General features: G+C 42.9%; 15 protein-coding genes. 2 read left to right on the forward strand and 13 right to left on the reverse strand.

Annotated elements, in window-relative coordinates; all coding sequences use genetic code 11:
* Positions 1–57: 57 nt before the first annotated feature.
* From ftsZ to mraZ, 13 genes are all read right to left on the reverse strand, one after another.
* Positions 58–1,770, reverse strand: a complete 1,713-nt coding sequence (gene ftsZ, locus JKG64_RS22500; RefSeq protein WP_210356506.1) for a cell division protein FtsZ — start codon at positions 1,768–1,770, stop codon at positions 58–60.
* Between the two features lie 130 nt (positions 1,771–1,900).
* Entirely contained in the window at positions 1,901–3,265 is a 1,365-nt protein-coding gene (gene ftsA / locus JKG64_RS22505; protein ID WP_133582522.1) for a cell division protein FtsA, read from the reverse strand.
* A 23-nt stretch (positions 3,266–3,288) separates the two neighbouring features.
* Positions 3,289–4,107: a cell division protein FtsQ/DivIB gene (locus JKG64_RS22510; protein ID WP_133582521.1), complete on the reverse strand. Its 819-nt coding sequence runs from the start codon at positions 4,105–4,107 to the stop codon at positions 3,289–3,291.
* 1 nt (position 4,108) lies between these two features.
* The gene (murC, locus tag JKG64_RS22515) at positions 4,109–5,461 is read right to left on the reverse strand and encodes a UDP-N-acetylmuramate--L-alanine ligase (protein WP_210356507.1); all 1,353 of its coding nucleotides are present in this window, start codon (positions 5,459–5,461) and stop codon (positions 4,109–4,111) included.
* An 11-nt stretch (positions 5,462–5,472) separates the two neighbouring features.
* Positions 5,473–6,567: an undecaprenyldiphospho-muramoylpentapeptide beta-N-acetylglucosaminyltransferase gene (gene murG / locus JKG64_RS22520; RefSeq protein WP_210356508.1), complete on the reverse strand. Its 1,095-nt coding sequence runs from the start codon at positions 6,565–6,567 to the stop codon at positions 5,473–5,475.
* Positions 6,568–6,652: 85 nt separating this feature from the next.
* Entirely contained in the window at positions 6,653–7,846 is a 1,194-nt protein-coding gene (locus JKG64_RS22525; RefSeq protein ID WP_210356509.1) for an FtsW/RodA/SpoVE family cell cycle protein, read from the reverse strand.
* A gap of 134 nt (positions 7,847–7,980) precedes the next feature.
* Complete coding sequence (gene murD, locus JKG64_RS22530; protein ID WP_210356510.1) at positions 7,981–9,354, reverse strand: UDP-N-acetylmuramoyl-L-alanine--D-glutamate ligase; 1,374 nt, start codon at positions 9,352–9,354, stop codon at positions 7,981–7,983.
* 1 nt (position 9,355) lies between these two features.
* A complete protein-coding gene (mraY, locus tag JKG64_RS22535) occupies positions 9,356–10,600 on the reverse strand; it encodes a phospho-N-acetylmuramoyl-pentapeptide-transferase (protein WP_210356511.1) in 1,245 nt (414 codons plus the stop codon).
* 9 nt (positions 10,601–10,609) lie between these two features.
* A complete protein-coding gene (locus JKG64_RS22540; RefSeq protein ID WP_210356512.1) occupies positions 10,610–12,064 on the reverse strand; it encodes a UDP-N-acetylmuramoyl-L-alanyl-D-glutamate--2,6-diaminopimelate ligase in 1,455 nt (484 codons plus the stop codon).
* Positions 12,065–12,066: 2 nt separating this feature from the next.
* Positions 12,067–14,184 carry a penicillin-binding protein gene (locus JKG64_RS22545; protein ID WP_210356513.1) on the reverse strand — a complete coding sequence of 706 codons (2,118 nt, stop codon included), beginning with the start codon at positions 14,182–14,184 and terminating at the stop codon, positions 12,067–12,069.
* Positions 14,185–14,201: 17 nt separating this feature from the next.
* On the reverse strand, positions 14,202–14,612 hold the full coding sequence (locus JKG64_RS22550; protein ID WP_210356514.1) for an FtsL-like putative cell division protein: 411 nt from the start codon (positions 14,610–14,612) through the stop codon (positions 14,202–14,204).
* A 55-nt stretch (positions 14,613–14,667) separates the two neighbouring features.
* Positions 14,668–15,582: a 16S rRNA (cytosine(1402)-N(4))-methyltransferase RsmH gene (gene rsmH, locus JKG64_RS22555; protein WP_210356515.1), complete on the reverse strand. Its 915-nt coding sequence runs from the start codon at positions 15,580–15,582 to the stop codon at positions 14,668–14,670.
* Positions 15,575–16,045, reverse strand: a complete 471-nt coding sequence (mraZ, locus tag JKG64_RS22560) for a division/cell wall cluster transcriptional repressor MraZ (RefSeq protein WP_133582511.1) — start codon at positions 16,043–16,045, stop codon at positions 15,575–15,577. Before mraZ ends, rsmH begins: the two co-directional genes overlap by 8 nt.
* Positions 16,046–16,458: 413 nt before the next feature.
* On the opposite strand from mraZ, the gene aspS reads away from it, so the two are divergent.
* The gene (gene aspS / locus JKG64_RS22565) at positions 16,459–18,213 is read left to right on the forward strand and encodes an aspartate--tRNA ligase (RefSeq protein WP_210356516.1); all 1,755 of its coding nucleotides are present in this window, start codon (positions 16,459–16,461) and stop codon (positions 18,211–18,213) included.
* Positions 18,214–18,334: 121 nt separating this feature from the next.
* On the forward strand, positions 18,335–19,720 hold the full coding sequence (locus tag JKG64_RS22570; RefSeq protein ID WP_210356517.1) for a LutB/LldF family L-lactate oxidation iron-sulfur protein: 1,386 nt from the start codon (positions 18,335–18,337) through the stop codon (positions 19,718–19,720).
* Positions 19,721–19,750: the final 30 nt, after the last annotated feature.

Genomic DNA, 19,750 nt, shown 5'->3' on the forward strand with positions numbered 1-19,750 from the left:
GGGCGCGCTCCTTGGACCACCCTACCTTTTTATACAGCAATAAGAAATCCTTTCTGATTAGTCTACATTATCGTGTAAAAACGAATTATTAGAACGAATTTCAGTCACCCCTTCATCAAAAGATAAGGTGAATCTAGACACTTGCGAATCTGCCGAATGAGGCACATCATCCAATGTCTTTTGCTTTCTTTTATAAGCAGGTTCGTTTTCCAACTCCGCCAATCCATTCGAAGACTTCAGTTTCATACTCAATTCTTTCAGTCTAAGGATACGCTCCTTTGTCTTTAACAATTGATCTTCAAAGTTCACTTCTTCTTCTACTTTTACAGTAGAACTACCTACATGTGTCGTAGGTGCTGACGAAGTAACAATATGATTCACCTGGCTAGTGACTTCTTCATCAATCTTCTCTTCGTAGGCATCAAATACCGTTGGCAACTTAAATTCAAAAACAGAAGGAGAAGTTTTCAACTCGAAGCCATGGTTCTCTTCTTTTTCTTCTACAAAATCATCCTGTACATCCAATGTATGACGAACAATCTGAGGCTCCGCTTGAACCGATGCATTCGTAAATCCAGCAGATTTAGATGGAGCAGAGAACAAATCTGTCTGCGGCTTACTAGCAACGGGTTGCTCCACACCACTAGCAGCTGTAGGCACTACAGGCTTTATATAACTATCTACTCTCGCTTCCGTAGGACGTTCTGCAAATTGGTTCTGCCCTACAGGCTTAACAAAAGAAGGTGTCGGCTCTGGAGTAAGTGGCAATGCTACTTTCTCTTGCTCCTTCTCTTTGATACGCTCTTCCGAAGTTTGGAATCCTGTAGCGATAATAGTTACCGACAGGCTATCTTCCAATGCTTCGTCGATACAGTTACCCCAAATCAAGTCCGCAGTCAACCCTGCTTTTTCCTGAATAAAATCTGTAACGATAGCTACCTCGTCCATAGTCACTTCCGTCTTTCCAGAAGTAATATTTAAGAGGATATAACGCGCACCTTCTATTTCATTATCTTTAAGTAATGGAGAAGCTAATGCTCCTGTAACAGCTTTGATCGCTCTATCTTCTCCCGAAGCCACATGGTTACCCATAATAGCCACACCACTATCATTCATAACGGTACGAACATCTTTAAAATCGACGTTGACATAACCAGGGATAGTGATAATTTCGGCAATACCTTTGGCAGCCGTAGTTAATATATCATCCGCTTTCGCGAATGCTGCAGTCATCGTCAAATTTCCAAAAATCTCACGTAGACGATCATTAGAAATTACAAGATATGAATCCACATATTTACGAAGCTCGCTCAAACCTTCTTCCGCTTGCGAACGACGTTTCTTACCTTCGAATGTAAAAGGAGTAGTAATAATCGCGACTGTAAGGATCCCCATCTCCTTTGCTGCCTTAGCTAAGACAGGACTAGCACCGGTACCGGTACCACCACCCATTCCAGCAGTAATAAACAACATCTTTGTGTTGGGGCCTAACATTCTCTTGATATCGTCGATACTTTCGATAGCAGAGTTTTCACCCACATCAGGATCTGCACCAGCTCCCATTCCCTCTGTAAGACTAGCTCCCAATTGTACTTTGTTAGGAATTGGGCTCAACTCCAGCGCTTGCGCATCTGTGTTGCACACAATAAAATCTACACCACTAATCCCTTGCTTGTACATGTGATTGACAGCATTACCACCGCCACCACCTACACCTATAACCTTGATTATAGATGATTGCTCCTTTAACATTTCAAATTGTATCGACATAATATCCTATTTTTATGAACTGCCAAGCGATCAAAACGAAACTCAACAATTCGAATGTAATAATACCAAATTATTAACAACAGTTTTCCACAATTGTTAAAATGTGGAAAAAACTACGTTGTGTTGAAAATTATTTCTTACCTATAAAGGTGTCATCATCAATCTCTTGATTGTCGCGAATGAACTCTGAAATAATTTTCGTAAACCAGCTCTCTTTTTTACTTTGCTTCTCAGCAATCTCTTTTACCTGTACCTTTTCGGTCTTTCTGCTCGCCATTTCGTGATTTGCAGCTTCCTCGTCTTCCAAGATCTGAATACCTTTGATCAAAAGACCTATACTTGTAGCGTACATTGGGCTCTTCATTTCCTCAAATGTCTGCTTGTTCAACATATCCGTCTTTGCTAGGTACTCATTTGGATAACCAATGCGGCAATCTATTCCAGTGATATACTCGACCAATTGCACCAAATGCTTCAACTGTGCCCCCCCACCTGTAATAACAATACCGGCAATCAACTTATCCTCGTATCCCGAAGATTTGATTTCGTAGTATACGTGCTCAATGATTTCTTCCATACGTGCTTGAATGATATAAGCCAAGTTCTTGACCGATATCTCTTTCGAGTCACGTCCACGGATCCCCGGAACACAGATTACCTCATTCTCTTTATTCTCATCCGCCAATGATGATCCGTATCTCACTTTCAACTGCTCCGCCTGGTTTCTAAGTACAGCACAACCTTGACGGATATCTTCAGTTACAATATTACCTCCTAATGGAATTACAGCAGTATGACGGATGATTCCCTCGTGGAAAATAGCCACGTCGGTAGTACCTCCACCAATATCAACAAGAACAACACCAGCCATTTTTTCTTCATCATCCAATACAGCTTCGGAAGATGCTAAAGGCTCCAACACCAGGGACGAAACTTCAAGATCAGCATTATCAACGCACTTCTTGATGTTTTTAATATCCGTAACCCGTCCAGAGATGATATGGAAATTTGCTTCCATACGACGCCCTGCCATTCCGATAGGTTCTTTGATACCAGGTTCATTATCTATTGTAAACTCCTGAGGCAAGACATGGATAATCTCTTCTCCTGGAGGAAGAACCAATTTATACATATCCGAAATCAATCGTTCTACATCGATTCTACCTATTTCGTCATCATCGCTTTTGGTTAAAATACCACGATGTTGGATGCTCTTGATGTGCTGACCTGCAATCCCGATATTCACGACCTTAATATCCACATTAGACTGTCCTTCAGCCGAGGAAACTGCTTCCCTGATACTGAATACGGTCTTTTGAATATTAGCGACCACGCCACGGTTTACTCCTGCAGATTCGGCTTTACCAACGCCCAACAACTCAATTTTATTCGAACCACTGCGTCTCCCTACAGTAACACAAATCTTTGTTGTACCGATATCCAATCCTACGATGATTGGATTCTCTCTTTCAATGTCTGTAATTCTTGGTTTCATATGCTGTATATTATGCTGTATTGTTAATTTTTCATATTTATTTTCATCTGCAAACTGTCGATAAACCAGTTCCCCCTGCGCTCACAGATGATCTGACCGCCATACTTGACGTTCACTTTTTCATAGGCCTCACTGCCTACCTTAGGCAGAATATTCTTGTAATACACTTCTAGCCTTCGAAGTTTATAATCTAGAGAATCTGCCGAACCGATCACCAAGACTTCCCGCCCTACACGTGGAATCAATTCGATATCCCGCTGTTCATTGACAAAAATCTGTACAATTTGGTTTTCCCAAAGATTATCGCCTCGAACATGTCCCGCTATACGTACCAAATCCTGCACTAACTTGGACTCGACCATCTCTAGCGGCTGCTTATATCCTTCACTGATATTGCCATTGGCCACCATCACATGCGGCACATATTTCAATGTCACGGGAACTTTTTTACCCAAGCGATCCACATAGTACTCACGTCCGGCTTTGTTGATCACGCGCAATACGACTTCGCGTTGCTGTACCGTGACCTGCATCGTCCCATCCATATCCAGATGCACCTCCGCATTAGAGACATAGGGCAACATTTCGATCGCTTCTTCTATCTGTTGTACTTTTATACCTGCTAAATCTTTTCCGACAACTGACCCGAATTTCTGGTCGATCATCTTCGAAATATCCTGTTGGTCGATAAATGTTTCCTTACCCTCCACAACTACTTTCAACTCTTTACATAGCTGTTGACTATCCTTCTTCGACACCAGACTCATAAGCATAGCTAAGCCTACAAAGATCACTAGACCTAAGAAAACGTAAAAAACCATGCTCCATCTGATATTTCTCATACTAGCTCTCCAATAATTCTTTCAATGGTTTCACCAATCGATCGATATCTCCTGCCCCTACTGTTACCAACAATTCAGGCTGCTCGTCCCTAGCGATCTCCAAAACTTCCTGTGGACTCACCACGCGCTTGTTCGACAAATCGACTTTATCCAACAACCACGAAGAAGTCACTCCTTCGATAGGTAATTCGCGTGCAGGATATATTTCCATAAGCAACAGCTCATCCGCCATACCCAATACCTCTGCAAATCCATCTATAAAATCACGCGTACGGCTAAATAAATGTGGCTGAAATACAACTGTCAATTTCTTCTCTGGATAAAGTTTACGCATAGAGCTCAAAAAAGCCCTTAGCTCTTCGGGATGATGCGCATAGTCATCAATGTAAATATGCTTCTCATTCCTAACAATAAATTCAAAGCGACGCTTGGCCCCTTTGAAATTAGCCAGTGCGTCGACGATCTTTGAATCATCTATCTTCAACAGTCGCGCTACCGTAATCGCAGCTACCGCATTCTCCACATTGTGAAGCCCCGCTATACCTAAAAGAACATTCGCGATTGTCACTTCATGACTCACGTAATCAAAATAAAACTGACCGTCTTTAACGTGTATATTTTTAGCATAGGCATCCGCTTCAACATGCTGCGAATAGCTAATATCTCCTTTAAAAGGCAAGCCTTTTTTCACAATCCGCTTTCCACCATCGACAACCCTATCCAGATACATCTCAAATGATTCGATCAAATGTGATTCATCGCCATAGATATCTAAGTGATCCGCATCTGCAGATGTCACGATAGCGATATCCGGATGTAGCGTCAAAAACGAACGGTCGTACTCATCTGCTTCGACCACCACCACATTATTTGCTCCAAAAAGCACATTTGTATTATAGTTTGAACTTATCCCTCCTAAGAATGCAGAGCAATCATAACCGGAATCTTTCAAAATATGAGCAATCATAGTTGAGGTCGTCGTCTTGCCATGCGTCCCCGCTACTCCAATAGTAAAACGGTTAGCACTGATAATCCCTAACACCTGTGAGCGCTTGAAAAGCTCAAAGCCTTTATCCAGAAAATAGTTCTTTATCTTCAATTCCTTAGGAACCGCTGGCGTATAGATAACCAAAGCTTCTTCCGATGGTGCTGAAAAGGACGCATCGATCGTAGTGACATCATCTTCATACACCACAGGGATACCTTCCTTAGCCAAAGCCATAGTTAGTTCCGTTTCCGTTCTATCATATCCACTCACCTCACAGCCCAGTTTATGAAAGTAACGCGCCAGACCGCTCATCCCGATACCACCGATACCGATTAAATAAACTTTCTTTATCTGATCAATGTTCATATCCCCTATTCCTAGATTAATTTCAATACCTCTTTTGCAATTACCTCATCAGCATCCAGCAAGGCCATTTTTTCTATATTCTGCCCCAGCTTCTCCGATGTAGGAGCATCATTTAATAATTCCAATATTTTATCCACCAGCACATCTCTCGCCTCCACATCCTTCACCATCACTGCGGCGTCCTTATTCACTAATGCCATCGCATTTTTTGTCTGATGGTCCTCAGCTACATTAGGCGACGGCACCAAAACAACAGGCTTACCGACCACACATAGTTCTGAGATTGTACCTGCTCCTGCACGGGCCACGATCAGATCTGCGGCAGCATATGCATAATCCATCTTCTGCAAGAAAGCAGACATTTTAATGCTATTGGGAAGTTTCCCTCTAAGTTCTGCTGTCAGCTTATCCACATAGTACCCTCCGCATTGCCAGATGACCTGTACACCTGCCGCATTCAACTTATCAATATTATTCTTCACGCAGTCATTGAGCGTACCCGCCCCTAGACTTCCCCCCGTCACCAAAATAGTTTTCTTACCCGCTTCTAGACCGAAATCAACCAAAGCCTCTCCTTTTTTACCTTCAATATCCACCGACGTACGGCGAATGGGATTTCCCGTCAATAGCACCTTTTCCTTTGCAAAGAACTGCTCCATCCCCTCATAAGCAACACAGACTTTCTTAGCTTTCTTGCCTAAGCTCTTATTTGTCTTTCCAGCAAAAGAGTTTTGTTCCTGAATCAGCGTTGGTACTCCCATCATATTTGCCATCATCAACAACGGACCAGAAGCATACCCACCAACACCTACAGCGACGTCAGCTTTAAAATCTTTGATAATCCTTCTTGCTTTCAACAAACTATCCAGCATCTTAAATGGCAAAGAAAGATTTTTCAGCAAAGATGAACGGTTGAACCCCTGAATATTCAAACCGATTATCGTATAACCTGCCGCAGGTACTTTCTCCATCTCCATCTTTCCCTCGGCTCCAACAAACAGAATCTCAACATCGGGCTCAATACGGTGCAAAGCATTAGCAATTGCTATCGCAGGGAAGATATGTCCTCCTGTACCGCCACCACTGATAATTACTTTATGCGCCATTTTATTAATATTTAGTATTGAGTAGTGGGTATTGCGTATGGAGACACCTCTTAACTCTTTAACCCCTTAACTCTTTAACTTAAAATCAAATTGTACCGACAACAACCCTTTTAGGCTTTATCACCTCGTCCAATTCTTCTTTATCTTTTAATTCTTCAATATTCCTACTCACAGACAGAATTATCCCTAATGCCACAGATGTAAACAAAATGGATGTCCCCCCCATACTCACCAATGGAAGCGGAACTCCTGTCACCGGCCCTAATCCTACAGCCACCGCCATATTTGCAAGAGCCTGTATTGTTAGACTAAATCCTAAACCTGCTGCCAAAAATGCACCGAATGCACGTGGACTCATCGTTACGATACGAATACAACGGTACATCAAAGCCAAATACAAGAACAACAGAATCACGCCACCCATCGTACCATATTCCTCAATTATAATCGCGAATATGAAATCCGAATAAGGGTGTGGCAAAACATTACGCTGTACACTATTCCCAGGCCCCAGACCAAACATACCACCTGTCGCAATTGCGATTTTAGCATTATTCGCCTGATAGTTTTTATCCTCCTGAAAAGGAACGTTCGTCTCATGCACTTCCTCCGTCTTGAAGAACCCTTCAATACGGCTGAAATAAGTCGCCCGTCGTGGACCAACGGAGATCACTATTATTCCCAATACCGCTACACCTGCCGTAACCATAGCAATCTGCCTAAAGGAAATACGGCCAATCAACAACAAAAGAACACTGGTTCCAAAAAGCATCACCGCTGTGGACAAGTTGGCCCAGGCAATCAAAACAAAAACCGCACAGACTGCCCCCATAATAGGAACAAAGGACTTCTTCACATCCTTAATCTCCTCTTGCTTACGTGACAACATACGTGCTAAAAATGTAATCAACGCCAATTTTGCCAAATCCGAAGTTTGGAATGTCTGATTGATGACTGGGATGGTAACCCACCGCGATGCCTCATTCACTGAACTACCGAAAATCAACGTATATAACAGCAAAGGGATTGTAATAACCATCAGTATCTTCGAAATACCAGCGTACCATTTGTAATCCAACTTATGGGACAGATACATCAAAAGCAACCCTACGGCTACAATAGAAAAATGCTTAAACAGATACAGTTCCGTCCCTTTTCCTTCTTTATAAGCCAACGTACCTACAGAACTATAAACAGCAAGCAAAGACCATCCTGATAGAATTATCACGATAATCCAGATCCACTTGTCTCCTTTTAGTTTTGCAAATATCTGTTCCATTATCTTTCTTTTCTCTGTTATCCAGTGATCTTGTTATCGAGTTATCTTGTCATCGAGTTGCCTTGACCATTCAAAACCTTGTTAACTCCTTAACTTGATAACTCCTTCACTTGTTAACTTGATAACTACCTAAGCTACAACGCCATTACAGCATCTTTAAATTTATCTCCTCGTTCTTCGTAATTCTTAAACCAATCAAAACTTGCACAAGCAGGCGACAACAATACAGTATCTCCTTTTTTAGCAAGATGCGATGCGATCTGTACAGCGTCATCCATAGAAGCACTATTTACAATCACGTCTACCTCATCTTCAAATGCATCATGAATGCGTGAAGTATCCTTACCGATACAGATAATCGCTTTAACCTTTTGCTTCACCAAATCGCGCAACATATCATAATCATTCCCTTTATCTACCCCCCCTAACAGAAGAACGATATCTGGAGAAAAGCTTTCCAACGCATACCATACCGAATTCACGTTGGTAGCCTTAGAATCGTTGATATAATTGACACCACCTATAAATGCCACATGCTCCAATCGGTGCGGTATATTGACATAAGAGCCCATACTCTCCTTCATCGTCTGATTGCGCAACTCTTGTACTTTAGCGACCAAACCTGACGCCATATTATTGTACACGTTGTGTCTTCCCTGTAATGATAACTCTTCAATATTCATCGCAAATATCTCTCTATTAGGTATGTTAATTATTAAATCTTTCTTCTCGTTTAAATATGCACCTGCTGACACCACATCTTCTTGTGTCATAGGTAGCATCATTGCTTTTATATCAAATCTCGGCAGTGCTTTTACCGTCTCTTCATCATCGCTACAGTAGATAAAGAAATCGTTAGCCGTTTGATTCTGAATCACTCTGAACTTCGAGTTCACATAGTTTTCCATCTTGTAATCATACCGATCCAAATGATCTGGAGTGATATTCAGCAATACAGCCACATCGGCTCTAAAGTGGTACATATCGTCCAGCATAAAACTCGATATCTCCAAGACGTACACATCAAAATCCGCGCGCGCCACCTGTAGGGCGAAACTTTTTCCGATATTGCCCGCCAAGCCCACATTCAGACCTGCCTTCTCCAACATATAGTGAGTCAGCATCGTCGTTGTCGACTTCCCGTTCGACCCTGTAATACAGATCAACCGTGCATCGGTATACTGTGCTGCAAATTCGATTTCCGAAATAAGTGGAATACCCGCTTCTCTCAGTTTCTTTATTAAGGGCGCCTTCTCCGGAATACCGGGGCTCTTGACAATCACATCTGCATTCAAAATAGCCGCTTCTGTATGCTGACCGCTTTCAAAAGTGATTCCTTCATCTTGCAACTGCTTCTGATAAGATTCTGCTATCACCCCTAGGTCGGATACGAATACATCAAACCCCTTATCCTTACCCAGGATAGCAGCTCCAACGCCGCTCTCTCCTGCTCCCAGAATCACTAAGCGACCTTGCTGTGGATAATATGTATTTGCAATATTTGCCATCTTATCTAACTTTCAACGTTACTATGGTTAAAATCGCCAGGATAACACCCACAATTACAAATCGGGTTACAATCTTAGCTTCGTGATATCCTTTCTTTTGGTAATGATGATGCAACGGAGACATTAAGAAAATGCGTCGCCCTTCACCAAACTTCTTCTTCGTATACTTAAAATAGGAAACCTGTGTAATAACCGAGACCAACTCAATCAAGAACACTCCACACAGCACCGGAATCAACAATTCCTTACGGATCAGGATAGCGAATGCTGCAATATTGCCTCCGATCATCAATGACCCTGTATCTCCCATAAATACCTGCGCAGGATAAGCATTGTACCATAAGAATCCAGTACAGGCTCCTATAAATGCTCCCGCAAAAATCACCAGTTCTCCCGAATTCGGGATATACATGATATTCAAATAATCCGAGAAAATAATATTACCCGATACATACGCCAGTATCGCGAGAGTAATGCCTATGATCGCCGACGTCCCCGTCGCCAATCCATCTATACCATCCGTTATATTCGCTCCATTCGACACTGCTGTCACAATAAATACAACGACAAATAAGAATAGAAAAAAAGTAGGCCACTTACCTTCTAGGCCAAAAACATCCAATACTTTGGAATAATCAAACTCATTATTTTTGTAAAACGGAATGTTCGTCTTTGTTGACTTCACATTTTCCGCATAAGTCTTTTCGCCAGTCTGTGGATTGATGATCACCTCCACAGGTCGCGATGAACTCGGATTTGTCACCTGCTCCCGCACTACAATATCCGGATGGAAATACATCGTTATAGCGATCAGCGTACCTAACCCCACTTGACCAATAACCTTGAATCGGCCCGCCAACCCTTCTTTATTCTTCCGAAAGACCTTGATATAATCATCTAGAAAACCGATAGCTCCCATCCAAAGAGTCGTAATGATCATGATGATAACATAAATATTATCCAACTTGGCAAACAATAATGTCGGGATAAGAATACCTGCGATGATAATCAATCCTCCCATTGTTGGTGTACCCTGCTTCTTTTTCTCTCCTTCTAGCCCTAAGTCGCGAATAGTCTCACCGACCTGCTTTTTATGCAACAACCGGATCAAACGGCTACCAAAGACGGTGGTAATAATCAAAGAGACAATAACCGCCATTGCCGTCCTAAACGAGATGTACTGAAACAACCCCGCCCCGGGAATATGCAAGTGCTCTTGTAACCAATTAAATAAGTAATATAACATCGGCTCTTATTATTGTTCGTTAAATGTATTTTCCAATTCCTCACGATCATCAAAATGATGACGCACGCCATTAATTTCTTGATATTTCTCGTGGCCCTTTCCGGCAATCAGCACAATATCCCCAGGCGATGCCAAATGGCATGCCGCACGGATAGCTTCCCTCCGATCCGAGATACTAAACGTATTTTTCTTTTTATCGGCAGGTATTCCTGCTTCCATTTCCTTGATAATAGCCAGCGGATCCTCTGTACGCGGATTATCTGAAGTAATAATAACCTTGTCGCTGTACTTCAAAGCCACTTTAGCCATTTCTGGACGTTTGGTCCGATCACGATCTCCGCCACAGCCTAATACCGTAATAATCTGCTGTGTTCCAGTACGCAGTTGTTGGATCGTCTCTAGTACATTCTCTACAGCATCGGGGGTATGGGCATAATCGACAACTCCAACAATCCCTTTAGCCGAACGCACCGTCTCAAAACGTCCTTCTGCACCTGTGATCTCACTCAATGCAGTCAACACTTTTAAAGTCTCTTGCTCCAACAGAATTGCAGCGCCGTATACTGCCAAAATATTATAAGCATTAAATCCGCCCACCAATTTGACCCAAACCTCCTGTCCATCAATCTGAAGCAACATCCCATCAAAATGACTTTCTATTACCTTAGCCTTAAAGTCCGCCATACTTTGCAGACCATAAGTCTTCCGGTGCCCGAAAGTATTTTGCAACATCACCGCTCCATTCTTATCATCGATATTGGTCAATGCAAAAGCATAGCGATCCAACTCATCGAAAAAGCACTTCTTCGCTTTTATATAATTGCTAAACGTTTTATGGAAATCTAGATGATCATGCGTGATATTCGTAAAGATTCCACCGGCAAACCGCAGACCCGCTATACGCTGTTGTACCACAGCATGCGAGCTCACCTCCATAAAACAGTAATCACAGCCCTCTTCTACCATTTCTCGTAGCAACTTATTCAGCGCTACCGGATCTGGTGTGGTATGTGTAGCCGGGATAATACGGTCACCGATTCTATTCTCTACGGTAGACAGTAGCCCAACCTGATATCCCAAATGATCAAATAGATTAAACAACAAGGTTGCCACCGTTGTCTTTCCATTTGTACCAGTCACACCGACCAACTTCAAATCCTTTGATGGATTGCCATAAAAATTTCCAGCAATCAACCCCAAGACATAGGCACTATCATTGACCAATAAGTAGGTTACCCCCTCCAATAGGTCTGCCGGCAACTCTTCGACAACAATAGCCGCAGCCCCTAAAGCCCCCACCTTATCGACAAAGAGGTGTCCATCTGTATGCACACCACGAACCGCTACAAAGAGCGCCCCATCTTTCACTTCTCGAGAATCAAAGCACACCGAAGCAATCTCCACTTCGAGCGAACCTTCAACCTGTATTACAGGCACCGCATGCAATAATTCTTTTAATATCATATCTAATTCAATTGAAGTGCAACATTAGTCCCTATTTTCAATTTTTCGCCCGGCACCAGTGATTGAGAAATCACTTTCCCTTTTCCACCGACCTGGCTTTTGAATCCCGCATTCTCCATTGTATATAGCGCATCTATCAGCCCCATGCCAACTACATTTGGCACTACCCCCTCACGTACGGAGACCTCAATAAAAGGAACTCCTTTTTTTGAAGTATCTGTCACCGCACCTTGTGCTATCGAATTCCAATTGTAAGATGTAAAACCCAAAGCCTCATACACTTTTGTAGAAGCTTCTTTAGAACCGCCTAATGTAAGCGGTGTCTTCACACCTGCAACATTCACATTACGTTTCGCAAACGAGCCATGCAAGGACAAATCATTTGCGTATACCATATCAGCCAACTCCTTAAATACAGGCCCTGCCACTGAACCACCATAATACCCATTGCGTGGATTACGAATCACCACGATCATCGAATATTTCGGATTTTCAGCTGGAAAATATCCCGCGAAAGAAGATTGGTACCTTCGCTGTCCATAACCCCGTGCATTATCCGCCATCTGCGCCGTTCCTGTTTTTCCGGCCGAAGTGTACAACGGACTCGTCAGTTTCTTACCCGTCCCCTCCGTCATCACACCCTCCAACATACGCTGCATTTTCGTTATCGCACTTTTAGATGCCATCTCCTTATTTATCACCCGCGCTTCAAACTTTTCCACTGTATTCCCCAAATGCCTGATCTCTTTCACAAACAAAGGCGCTACCATCTTACCATCATTAGCAACACCATTATACAACACCAACGTCTGCAATGGCGTGAGCAACAACTCGTACCCATAAGCCATCTGCACCAATGACAACTTACTCCAACTTTTATTCTTCGGTGTCTTTACCACCGGCTTTGCCTCTCCTGGAATCTGCAACCCCAAAGGCTCATTCAACCCCCAACTATGCAACTTTGAGGTAAACTTGGACGGATTATCCCCATACTTCAGGTTGATCAACTTTGTTATTGCCACGTTGGACGACACCTCGAAACCTTCTTTGGCTGTCATCATCGATTTCCGCGGCGCATGCGAATCACGAATCGTATGCGAAGGCACCTTATATGTACCGTTTCCCACATCGACCATCGTATTCGTATCAATAAGACCATCGTCCAAAGCAGCCAAGTAAGAAGCCAATTTAAACGTTGACCCAGGATCCGCAGCATGCGCTATCGCATTATTATATTTTTCCCGATACTCACCATCCGTGTCTTTCGTGAAATTAGCAATCGCACGCACCTCTCCTGTAGCCACCTCCATCAGAATAACGCAGCCCTCATCTGCATTTGAGATTTTCATCTGCTTACCCAGAGCCCGCTGCGCCATATCCTGCATATTGACATCAATAGTCGCCACGATATCTGACCCATCTACTGGAGCGACCTCCACTTCACGGTTCAAAGGAACCCACACCCCTCCGGCAATACGCTGCATCATCTGTGCTCCGCTTTTTCCTTCGATATAATCGCCATAAGCACCTTCCAGTCCTACACGATATTCATCATTTTTATAACCAATAGTCCGAGCGGCCAAATTAGTAAACGGTAAGATGCGTTTATTTTGCCTTACCGAAACCATACTACTCGAAAACCGGGATTTACCTTCCCTAAAGGTCCGCATCAGCGGAAAAGTCTTTAATACCTTTAAGTCCTGATGCGAGACACCTCGCTTAATCAAGACGTAACGTTGCTTCTTGCTACGTGCCTCTTTCAGTAGATTCAGATATTGCCGCGATGATTTATCTTTAAAGAATCCCGACAGCTTTATAGCCAGGGAGTCCACCTTCAAATTAAACACATCGTTATGCTCGACCGGAATAGCCATCGCATCAAACCGGATTTCATACTCAGGTACAGAAGTAGCCAAAAGACTACCATCATTAGAAAAAATATTTCCCCTTGCCGCCTCTACAACACGCTCCTGAATAGTCAAACTGTCCGCAATCGCTTTCCATTCTTTCCCATCCACATATTGCAAGTGAAGCAGCTTGGCAAACACAGCCAAGGCCCCAAAGACCATAAGCCCGAAAGCCAGGTACACTCTTACCAATATGGACTTTCTAATATTCATGCTACCTAAGCGTTATCCTATCTTTTTTCTTTTAAAACTTCTAGTTTTATAGGCGGTTCCGTACGCTCTTTCAAACCTAAGGTATCCGCCCTCTTTGCAATCTCCGTCTGTGTTGTCAACTTCATCAACTCCGCAGAAAGTGACTTATAATCCCAACTCAACTCTTTCACTTCTTTACCCAACCGATCGATCTGCCTCACCGTACGCTCGGCCAGATGCCGATTTGATATATATATCAATGTCAATAAAACCAAGAAAGCTACAAAGGGCAGATTCTTTGTAACCAAGTAAGTAGAAATTCTACCTGGAGAAAAAATTGTTCGGATAAAATCCTGCGTCTCCTCTACTTTTTCCTCTACCGCATCAGACATTTCTTCTTGAACATCTTCACTCAACTCCTGATTACGTATCGTGTTTTTTCTAGACATCCTTATTTATTTTACACGCCCGACTTCCGTCAAACGCCATTATTGTCACCCTCCCCTAGGTCAGCTTTTCAGCAACCCTCAACTTCGCACTTCTTGATCTGTTATTTTCAGCAAGCTCTGTATCCGATGCTGTAATCGCCTTACGCGTCACAATTTTAAACGGCTTGATTTCATTTCCGAAAAAATCCTTCTCCACCTCACCCTTAAACTTACCTTTCAGCATAAAATTCTTGACCAGCCTATCTTCCAACGAATGATAAGACATCACAACCAATCTACCCTCAGGCTTCAACACTGAAATCGTATGCAACAAAAACTCCTGCAATGCTTCCAGCTCTTTATTCACTTCGATACGCAAAGCCTGAAAAACCTGCGCATGATATTTATGTTCCTTTCCACGGGGAACCATCTTCTTTATAACCTCTTTAAGCTCAGCAACAGTCTCGATAGACTTTGTCAAGCGTGCTGTCACAATGGTTTTCGCTAAAGACTTTGCATTCTGCACTTCCCCGTACATCCCAAAAATCCGGTGCAGCTCTTCCTCCGAATACGTATTCAGCACCTTCCGCGCATCCAAATCCGACACCTGATCCATCCGCATATCCAAATCCGCATCAAAACGAATGGAAAAACCACGTTCTGCATCATCAAATTGATGCGACGAAACGCCCAAATCTGCCAATATACCGTCCACTTGCCGGATTCCCTCCAAACGGAGAGAATTTTTCAAAAACCTAAAATTCTGATGAACCAACACAAAACGTTCGTCATCAATTTTATTTCGTAGTGCATCTGGATCCTGATCAAAAGCAACCAGGCGACCATTTGGCCCAAGATGCTTCAAAATCTCCCGCGAATGCCCACCACCTCCAAAAGTCACATCCACATACACACCATCTGGCTTAATAGCCAACCCCTCCATACACTCGTGGAGCATAACCGGAACATGATATACTTCTTCGCTAGCCATCTAAACCTCCAAAATCTAAACTACCCATCACTTCCTCAGCCAATGCAGAGAAATCCTCCCCATCTCCCAGATCCATTTTCTCATCGTACACCGCTTTCGGCCACACCTCCACTTTATCAAACTGACAAGCCAACACTACATCCCCCTCAATATTCGCATAATCCAAAAGCACCTTCGGCAACAACACTCGCCCTGCCGAATCCAAAGACAAAATAGTTGCCCCCCGCATAAACTGACGGACAAACTCCCTGTTCTTCGCATTAAACGTATTCAACTTTGAAATCTTAGCAGCTTGTTTATCCCATTCCTCCCGCGTATAAATAACAAGATTCTTATCGAAACCTCTATTCACAATAAGCCCCTCCTGCTCCACATCCGGCAATTGCCGTTTGAGCGCAGCGGGAACCACCAATCTACCTTTGGCGTCCAACTTACATTCGAATTCTCCGATGAGCTGAATCATTGAACTAATTATGCTAAATTATATTTCAAATGTAAAAGTATACACTTTCCCCCACAATCCCCCACAATCCCCCACAAAAAAGTTTTCCACATAGAACTTAATCTACAAAGCACCTAAAAAAAGTACGCTGAATGCTAAAAAAGGCACCTAATTGCTGATTATCAATAAAATCCAAAAATCAATATTTTATAAGCGGCAGTAGCACAACAAGTAACACCAATCTTCAAAAACCTCAAAAAAAAGACACTTTTTCGAAAATTGTGGGGCAAAGTGGTAGGTGCTAAAACTTGAAATTATTAATTGCCCATCATTCGTTATTCTCCTTCAAATCCAATAATTTTGCACATTAGCCATCGGTGTTACGAGATACCACCCTTGGCATAATTTTAGTTTTTAAGTTTTTACCTTATATAATGTATAGAAGTCATAATTGTGGCGAGCTACGTGTAGCCGATGTCAACAAAGAAATTACGCTTTCGGGTTGGGTTCAAAAGAGCCGGGATAAAGGTTTTATGATCTGGGTAGATCTTCGGGACAGATATGGAATCACACAGCTTATTTTTGATGAAGTACGCACCTCCACTGAAGTAATGAAGTTGGCAAAGTCGTTAAGCCGCGAATATGTTATTCAAGTAAAAGGAACGGTCATCGAGCGCGAGTCCAAAAATGCAAATCTTGCTACAGGAGAAATTGAAGTTCTAGTCACTGAACTGACAATTTTGAACGAAGCACAGCTCCCTCCTTTCACTATTGAAGATGAGACTGACGGCGGTGAAGATATCCGTATGAAATACCGTTATCTTGATATCCGCCGCAATCCGGTCAAGAATAGTCTATTATTCCGACATAAGGTAACCCAATCGGTCAGAAACTACCTCTCCAACCTTGACTTCTGCGAGATAGAGACACCATACCTTATTAAGTCTACACCTGAAGGTGCACGTGACTTTGTGGTACCTTCACGCATGAACCCTGGACAATTCTACGCTCTGCCGCAATCTCCGCAGACCTTCAAACAGCTATTGATGGTCGGCGGTATGGACAAGTATTTCCAGATTGTAAAATGCTTTAGGGATGAAGATCTTCGTGCAGACCGTCAACCGGAATTCACGCAGATCGACTGCGAAATGTCTTTCATTGAACAAGAAGATATCTTAAATGTATTTGAAGGACTGACTAGACATTTATTAAAATCAATTCACAATATTGATATCGACACTTTCCCACGTATGACTTTCGACGAGGCGATGCGCAAATATGGTAACGACAAACCGGATATCCGTTTCGGAATGGAGTTTGGCGAATTGAATACCGTAGCACAGCACAAAGAATTTGCGGTGTTTAATAACGCAGAACTTGTCGTTGGTATCGCGGTACCCGGGGCTGCCAGCTACACACGTAAAGAAATAGATGGTCTAATCGACTGGGTAAAACGTCCTCAGGTAGGAGCATTGGGCATGGTTTACGTCAAGTGCGAAGCTGATGGTTCGTTCAAATCTTCGGTAGATAAATTTTATGACCAAGAGGATCTGAAAAAATGGGCCGAAGCTACTGGTGCTAATACCGGAGACCTTATCCTAGTATTATCAGGACCTGCCAATAAAACACGTGCACAACTGAGCGCATTGCGCATGGAACTGGGCAACCGTATGGGCCTACGTAAACCCGATGAATTTGCTCCACTATGGGTAGTCGACTTCCCGTTATTGGAATGGGACGAAGATAGCAGCCGCTTTCATGCAATGCACCACCCATTCACCTCTCCTAAGAAAGAGGACATGCACCTACTCGATACCGATCCGGGTAAAGTCAGAGCCAATGCGTACGACTTGGTACTGAATGGAAACGAAATCGGTGGTGGGTCTATCCGTATCCACGACAAAGAAACACAAGCCTTGATGTTCAAACATCTTGGTTTTACGGCCGATCAGGCACAAGAACAATTTGGGTTCTTGATGAATGCATTTCAATACGGAGCTCCTCCACATGGCGGTTTAGCTTTCGGTTTGGATCGTCTTACAGCGATATTGGGTGGACAAGAAACAATACGTGACTTTATAGCGTTCCCAAAAAACAATTCGGGCCGAGATGTCATGATTGATGCTCCAGCCCAAATAGACCAGGCTCAACTCGAGGAACTGAGTCTTGCCTTAAACATTAAAGCATAATAAAAACTCCCGCTATAATACAGCGGGAGTTTTTGTTAACCCCTATAAAAACGGGCACGAAAGCGCATTATCGTGTCAATTAAAATATACACTTTCAGAAAAAAAAGAGTAGTTTTACCACATGGCTCAAAACGTTGCAGAGAAATTTTTAAAAGATAGCACGACAAAATCCTTTGACCTTCGTCACCGCGAAATCATCAATAACAACATTGACAAATACGAGGTGGCTTTTGAAAAAGGAAAAAGTAAGTTTATGGATTTAAATAACTCCAGAACTAAGGCCAATCTGATAAAATGGCGCGTAATGGAAAACCTGGACAAGTACCTCTTGGATTTCGAAGCCAACTTTACCCACAACGGTGGTAAGGTCATCTGGGCAAACAATGCAGAGGAGGCCCGTCAGGAAATTTGGAAAATAATGGAGAAGCACCAAGCTAAATCCGTAATAAAATCCAAATCCATGGCTACCGAAGAAATAGAGCTCAATCACTTCCTCCAGCAAAAAGGCGTAGAGACTATAGAAAGCGATCTAGGTGAGTACATCATCCAGTTGCTCGATCAAAGGCCGTATCACTTTGTGACTCCTGCCATGCACCTAAGCTTAGAGGACATCGCGAAGCTATTTCACGAAAAATTTGACACTCCTCTAGATGCTACTGCTGAGCAATTGACCATGAAGGCACGTGAGCTACTTCGATCACACTATACGAGTGCAGATATCGGAATTACCGGAGCCAATTTCCTGATTTCTGATACGGGAAGTATTGCTATCACTGAGAATGAAGGCAATGCCCGTCTTACCACAACATTTCCGAAGATACATATTGCCGTTGTCGGCATAGAAAAGGTCATACCCAGCATTTCGGATCTCGATTTATTCTGGCCTTTACTTGCTTCACATGGAACAGGTCAAAATCTGACCGTATACAACAGCATCTTGAGCGGCCCAAGAATGGATACCGATACGGATGGCCCCGATGAGATGTATGTCATTCTCCTAGACAATGGCCGTACCGACCTTTTAGAAAAGAAAGAACAACGCCAAGGGCTATACTGTATACGCTGTGGTTCCTGCCTCAATGTCTGCCCTGTATATCAAAATATTGGAGGACATAGCTATGAAACAACCTACCAAGGTCCTATTGGCTCATTAATATCACCACACCTGAATGGTATGAAAGAATTCAAACACCTTTCTTATGCCTCCAGTCTATGTGGCAAGTGTACCGAAGTATGCCCTGTAGGCATCGACATACACAATATGCTGTTGCACAACAGAAGAGATGCCGTTCAAGAAAACCTCATTACGGCAAACGAAAAGCGTATGTGGAAAGGCTTTGCTTACATGATTCAAAAGCGTCGCCTGCTTGATTTTTTTGGAGGGAAATTCAAAAACTTCTTCATGCGTAATTTTTTCAAGAAAGCTTGGGGCGACAAACGTGCGTTACCCGATTTTCCTAAGAAATCATTCGCACAGCAATGGAAAGATAAAGAAAAGCATTCATAAAAAAAGCGAGCCTAGGCTCGCTTTTTTTAT

It is taken from the genome of Sphingobacterium tabacisoli (assembly GCF_017908035.1).
Taxonomy (GTDB): domain Bacteria; phylum Bacteroidota; class Bacteroidia; order Sphingobacteriales; family Sphingobacteriaceae; genus Sphingobacterium; species Sphingobacterium tabacisoli.

What these genes read in the sequence shown, in the direction of transcription:
- rsmH (WP_210356515.1), bottom strand. Translation starts at nt 15,582, where the DNA reads ATGGCTAGCGAAGAAGTATATCATGTTCCGGTTATGCTCCACGAGTGT.
- JKG64_RS22550 (WP_210356514.1), bottom strand. Translation starts at nt 14,612, where the DNA reads ATGTCTAGAAAAAACACGATACGTAATCAGGAGTTGAGTGAAGATGTT.
- JKG64_RS22545 (WP_210356513.1), bottom strand. Translation starts at nt 14,184, where the DNA reads ATGAATATTAGAAAGTCCATATTGGTAAGAGTGTACCTGGCTTTCGGG.
- JKG64_RS22525 (WP_210356509.1), bottom strand. Translation starts at nt 7,846, where the DNA reads ATGGAACAGATATTTGCAAAACTAAAAGGAGACAAGTGGATCTGGATT.
- mraY (WP_210356511.1), bottom strand. Translation starts at nt 10,600, where the DNA reads ATGTTATATTACTTATTTAATTGGTTACAAGAGCACTTGCATATTCCC.
- mraZ (WP_133582511.1), bottom strand. Translation starts at nt 16,045, where the DNA reads ATGATTCAGCTCATCGGAGAATTCGAATGTAAGTTGGACGCCAAAGGT.
- JKG64_RS22540 (WP_210356512.1), bottom strand. Translation starts at nt 12,064, where the DNA reads ATGATATTAAAAGAATTATTGCATGCGGTGCCTGTAATACAGGTTGAA.
- ftsZ (WP_210356506.1), bottom strand. Translation starts at nt 1,770, where the DNA reads ATGTCGATACAATTTGAAATGTTAAAGGAGCAATCATCTATAATCAAG.
- murC (WP_210356507.1), bottom strand. Translation starts at nt 5,461, where the DNA reads ATGAACATTGATCAGATAAAGAAAGTTTATTTAATCGGTATCGGTGGT.
- aspS (WP_210356516.1), top strand. Translation starts at nt 16,459, where the DNA reads ATGTATAGAAGTCATAATTGTGGCGAGCTACGTGTAGCCGATGTCAAC.
- JKG64_RS22510 (WP_133582521.1), bottom strand. Translation starts at nt 4,107, where the DNA reads ATGAGAAATATCAGATGGAGCATGGTTTTTTACGTTTTCTTAGGTCTA.
- murG (WP_210356508.1), bottom strand. Translation starts at nt 6,567, where the DNA reads ATGGCGCATAAAGTAATTATCAGTGGTGGCGGTACAGGAGGACATATC.
- JKG64_RS22570 (WP_210356517.1), top strand. Translation starts at nt 18,335, where the DNA reads ATGGCTCAAAACGTTGCAGAGAAATTTTTAAAAGATAGCACGACAAAA.
- ftsA (WP_133582522.1), bottom strand. Translation starts at nt 3,265, where the DNA reads ATGAAACCAAGAATTACAGACATTGAAAGAGAGAATCCAATCATCGTA.
- murD (WP_210356510.1), bottom strand. Translation starts at nt 9,354, where the DNA reads ATGGCAAATATTGCAAATACATATTATCCACAGCAAGGTCGCTTAGTG.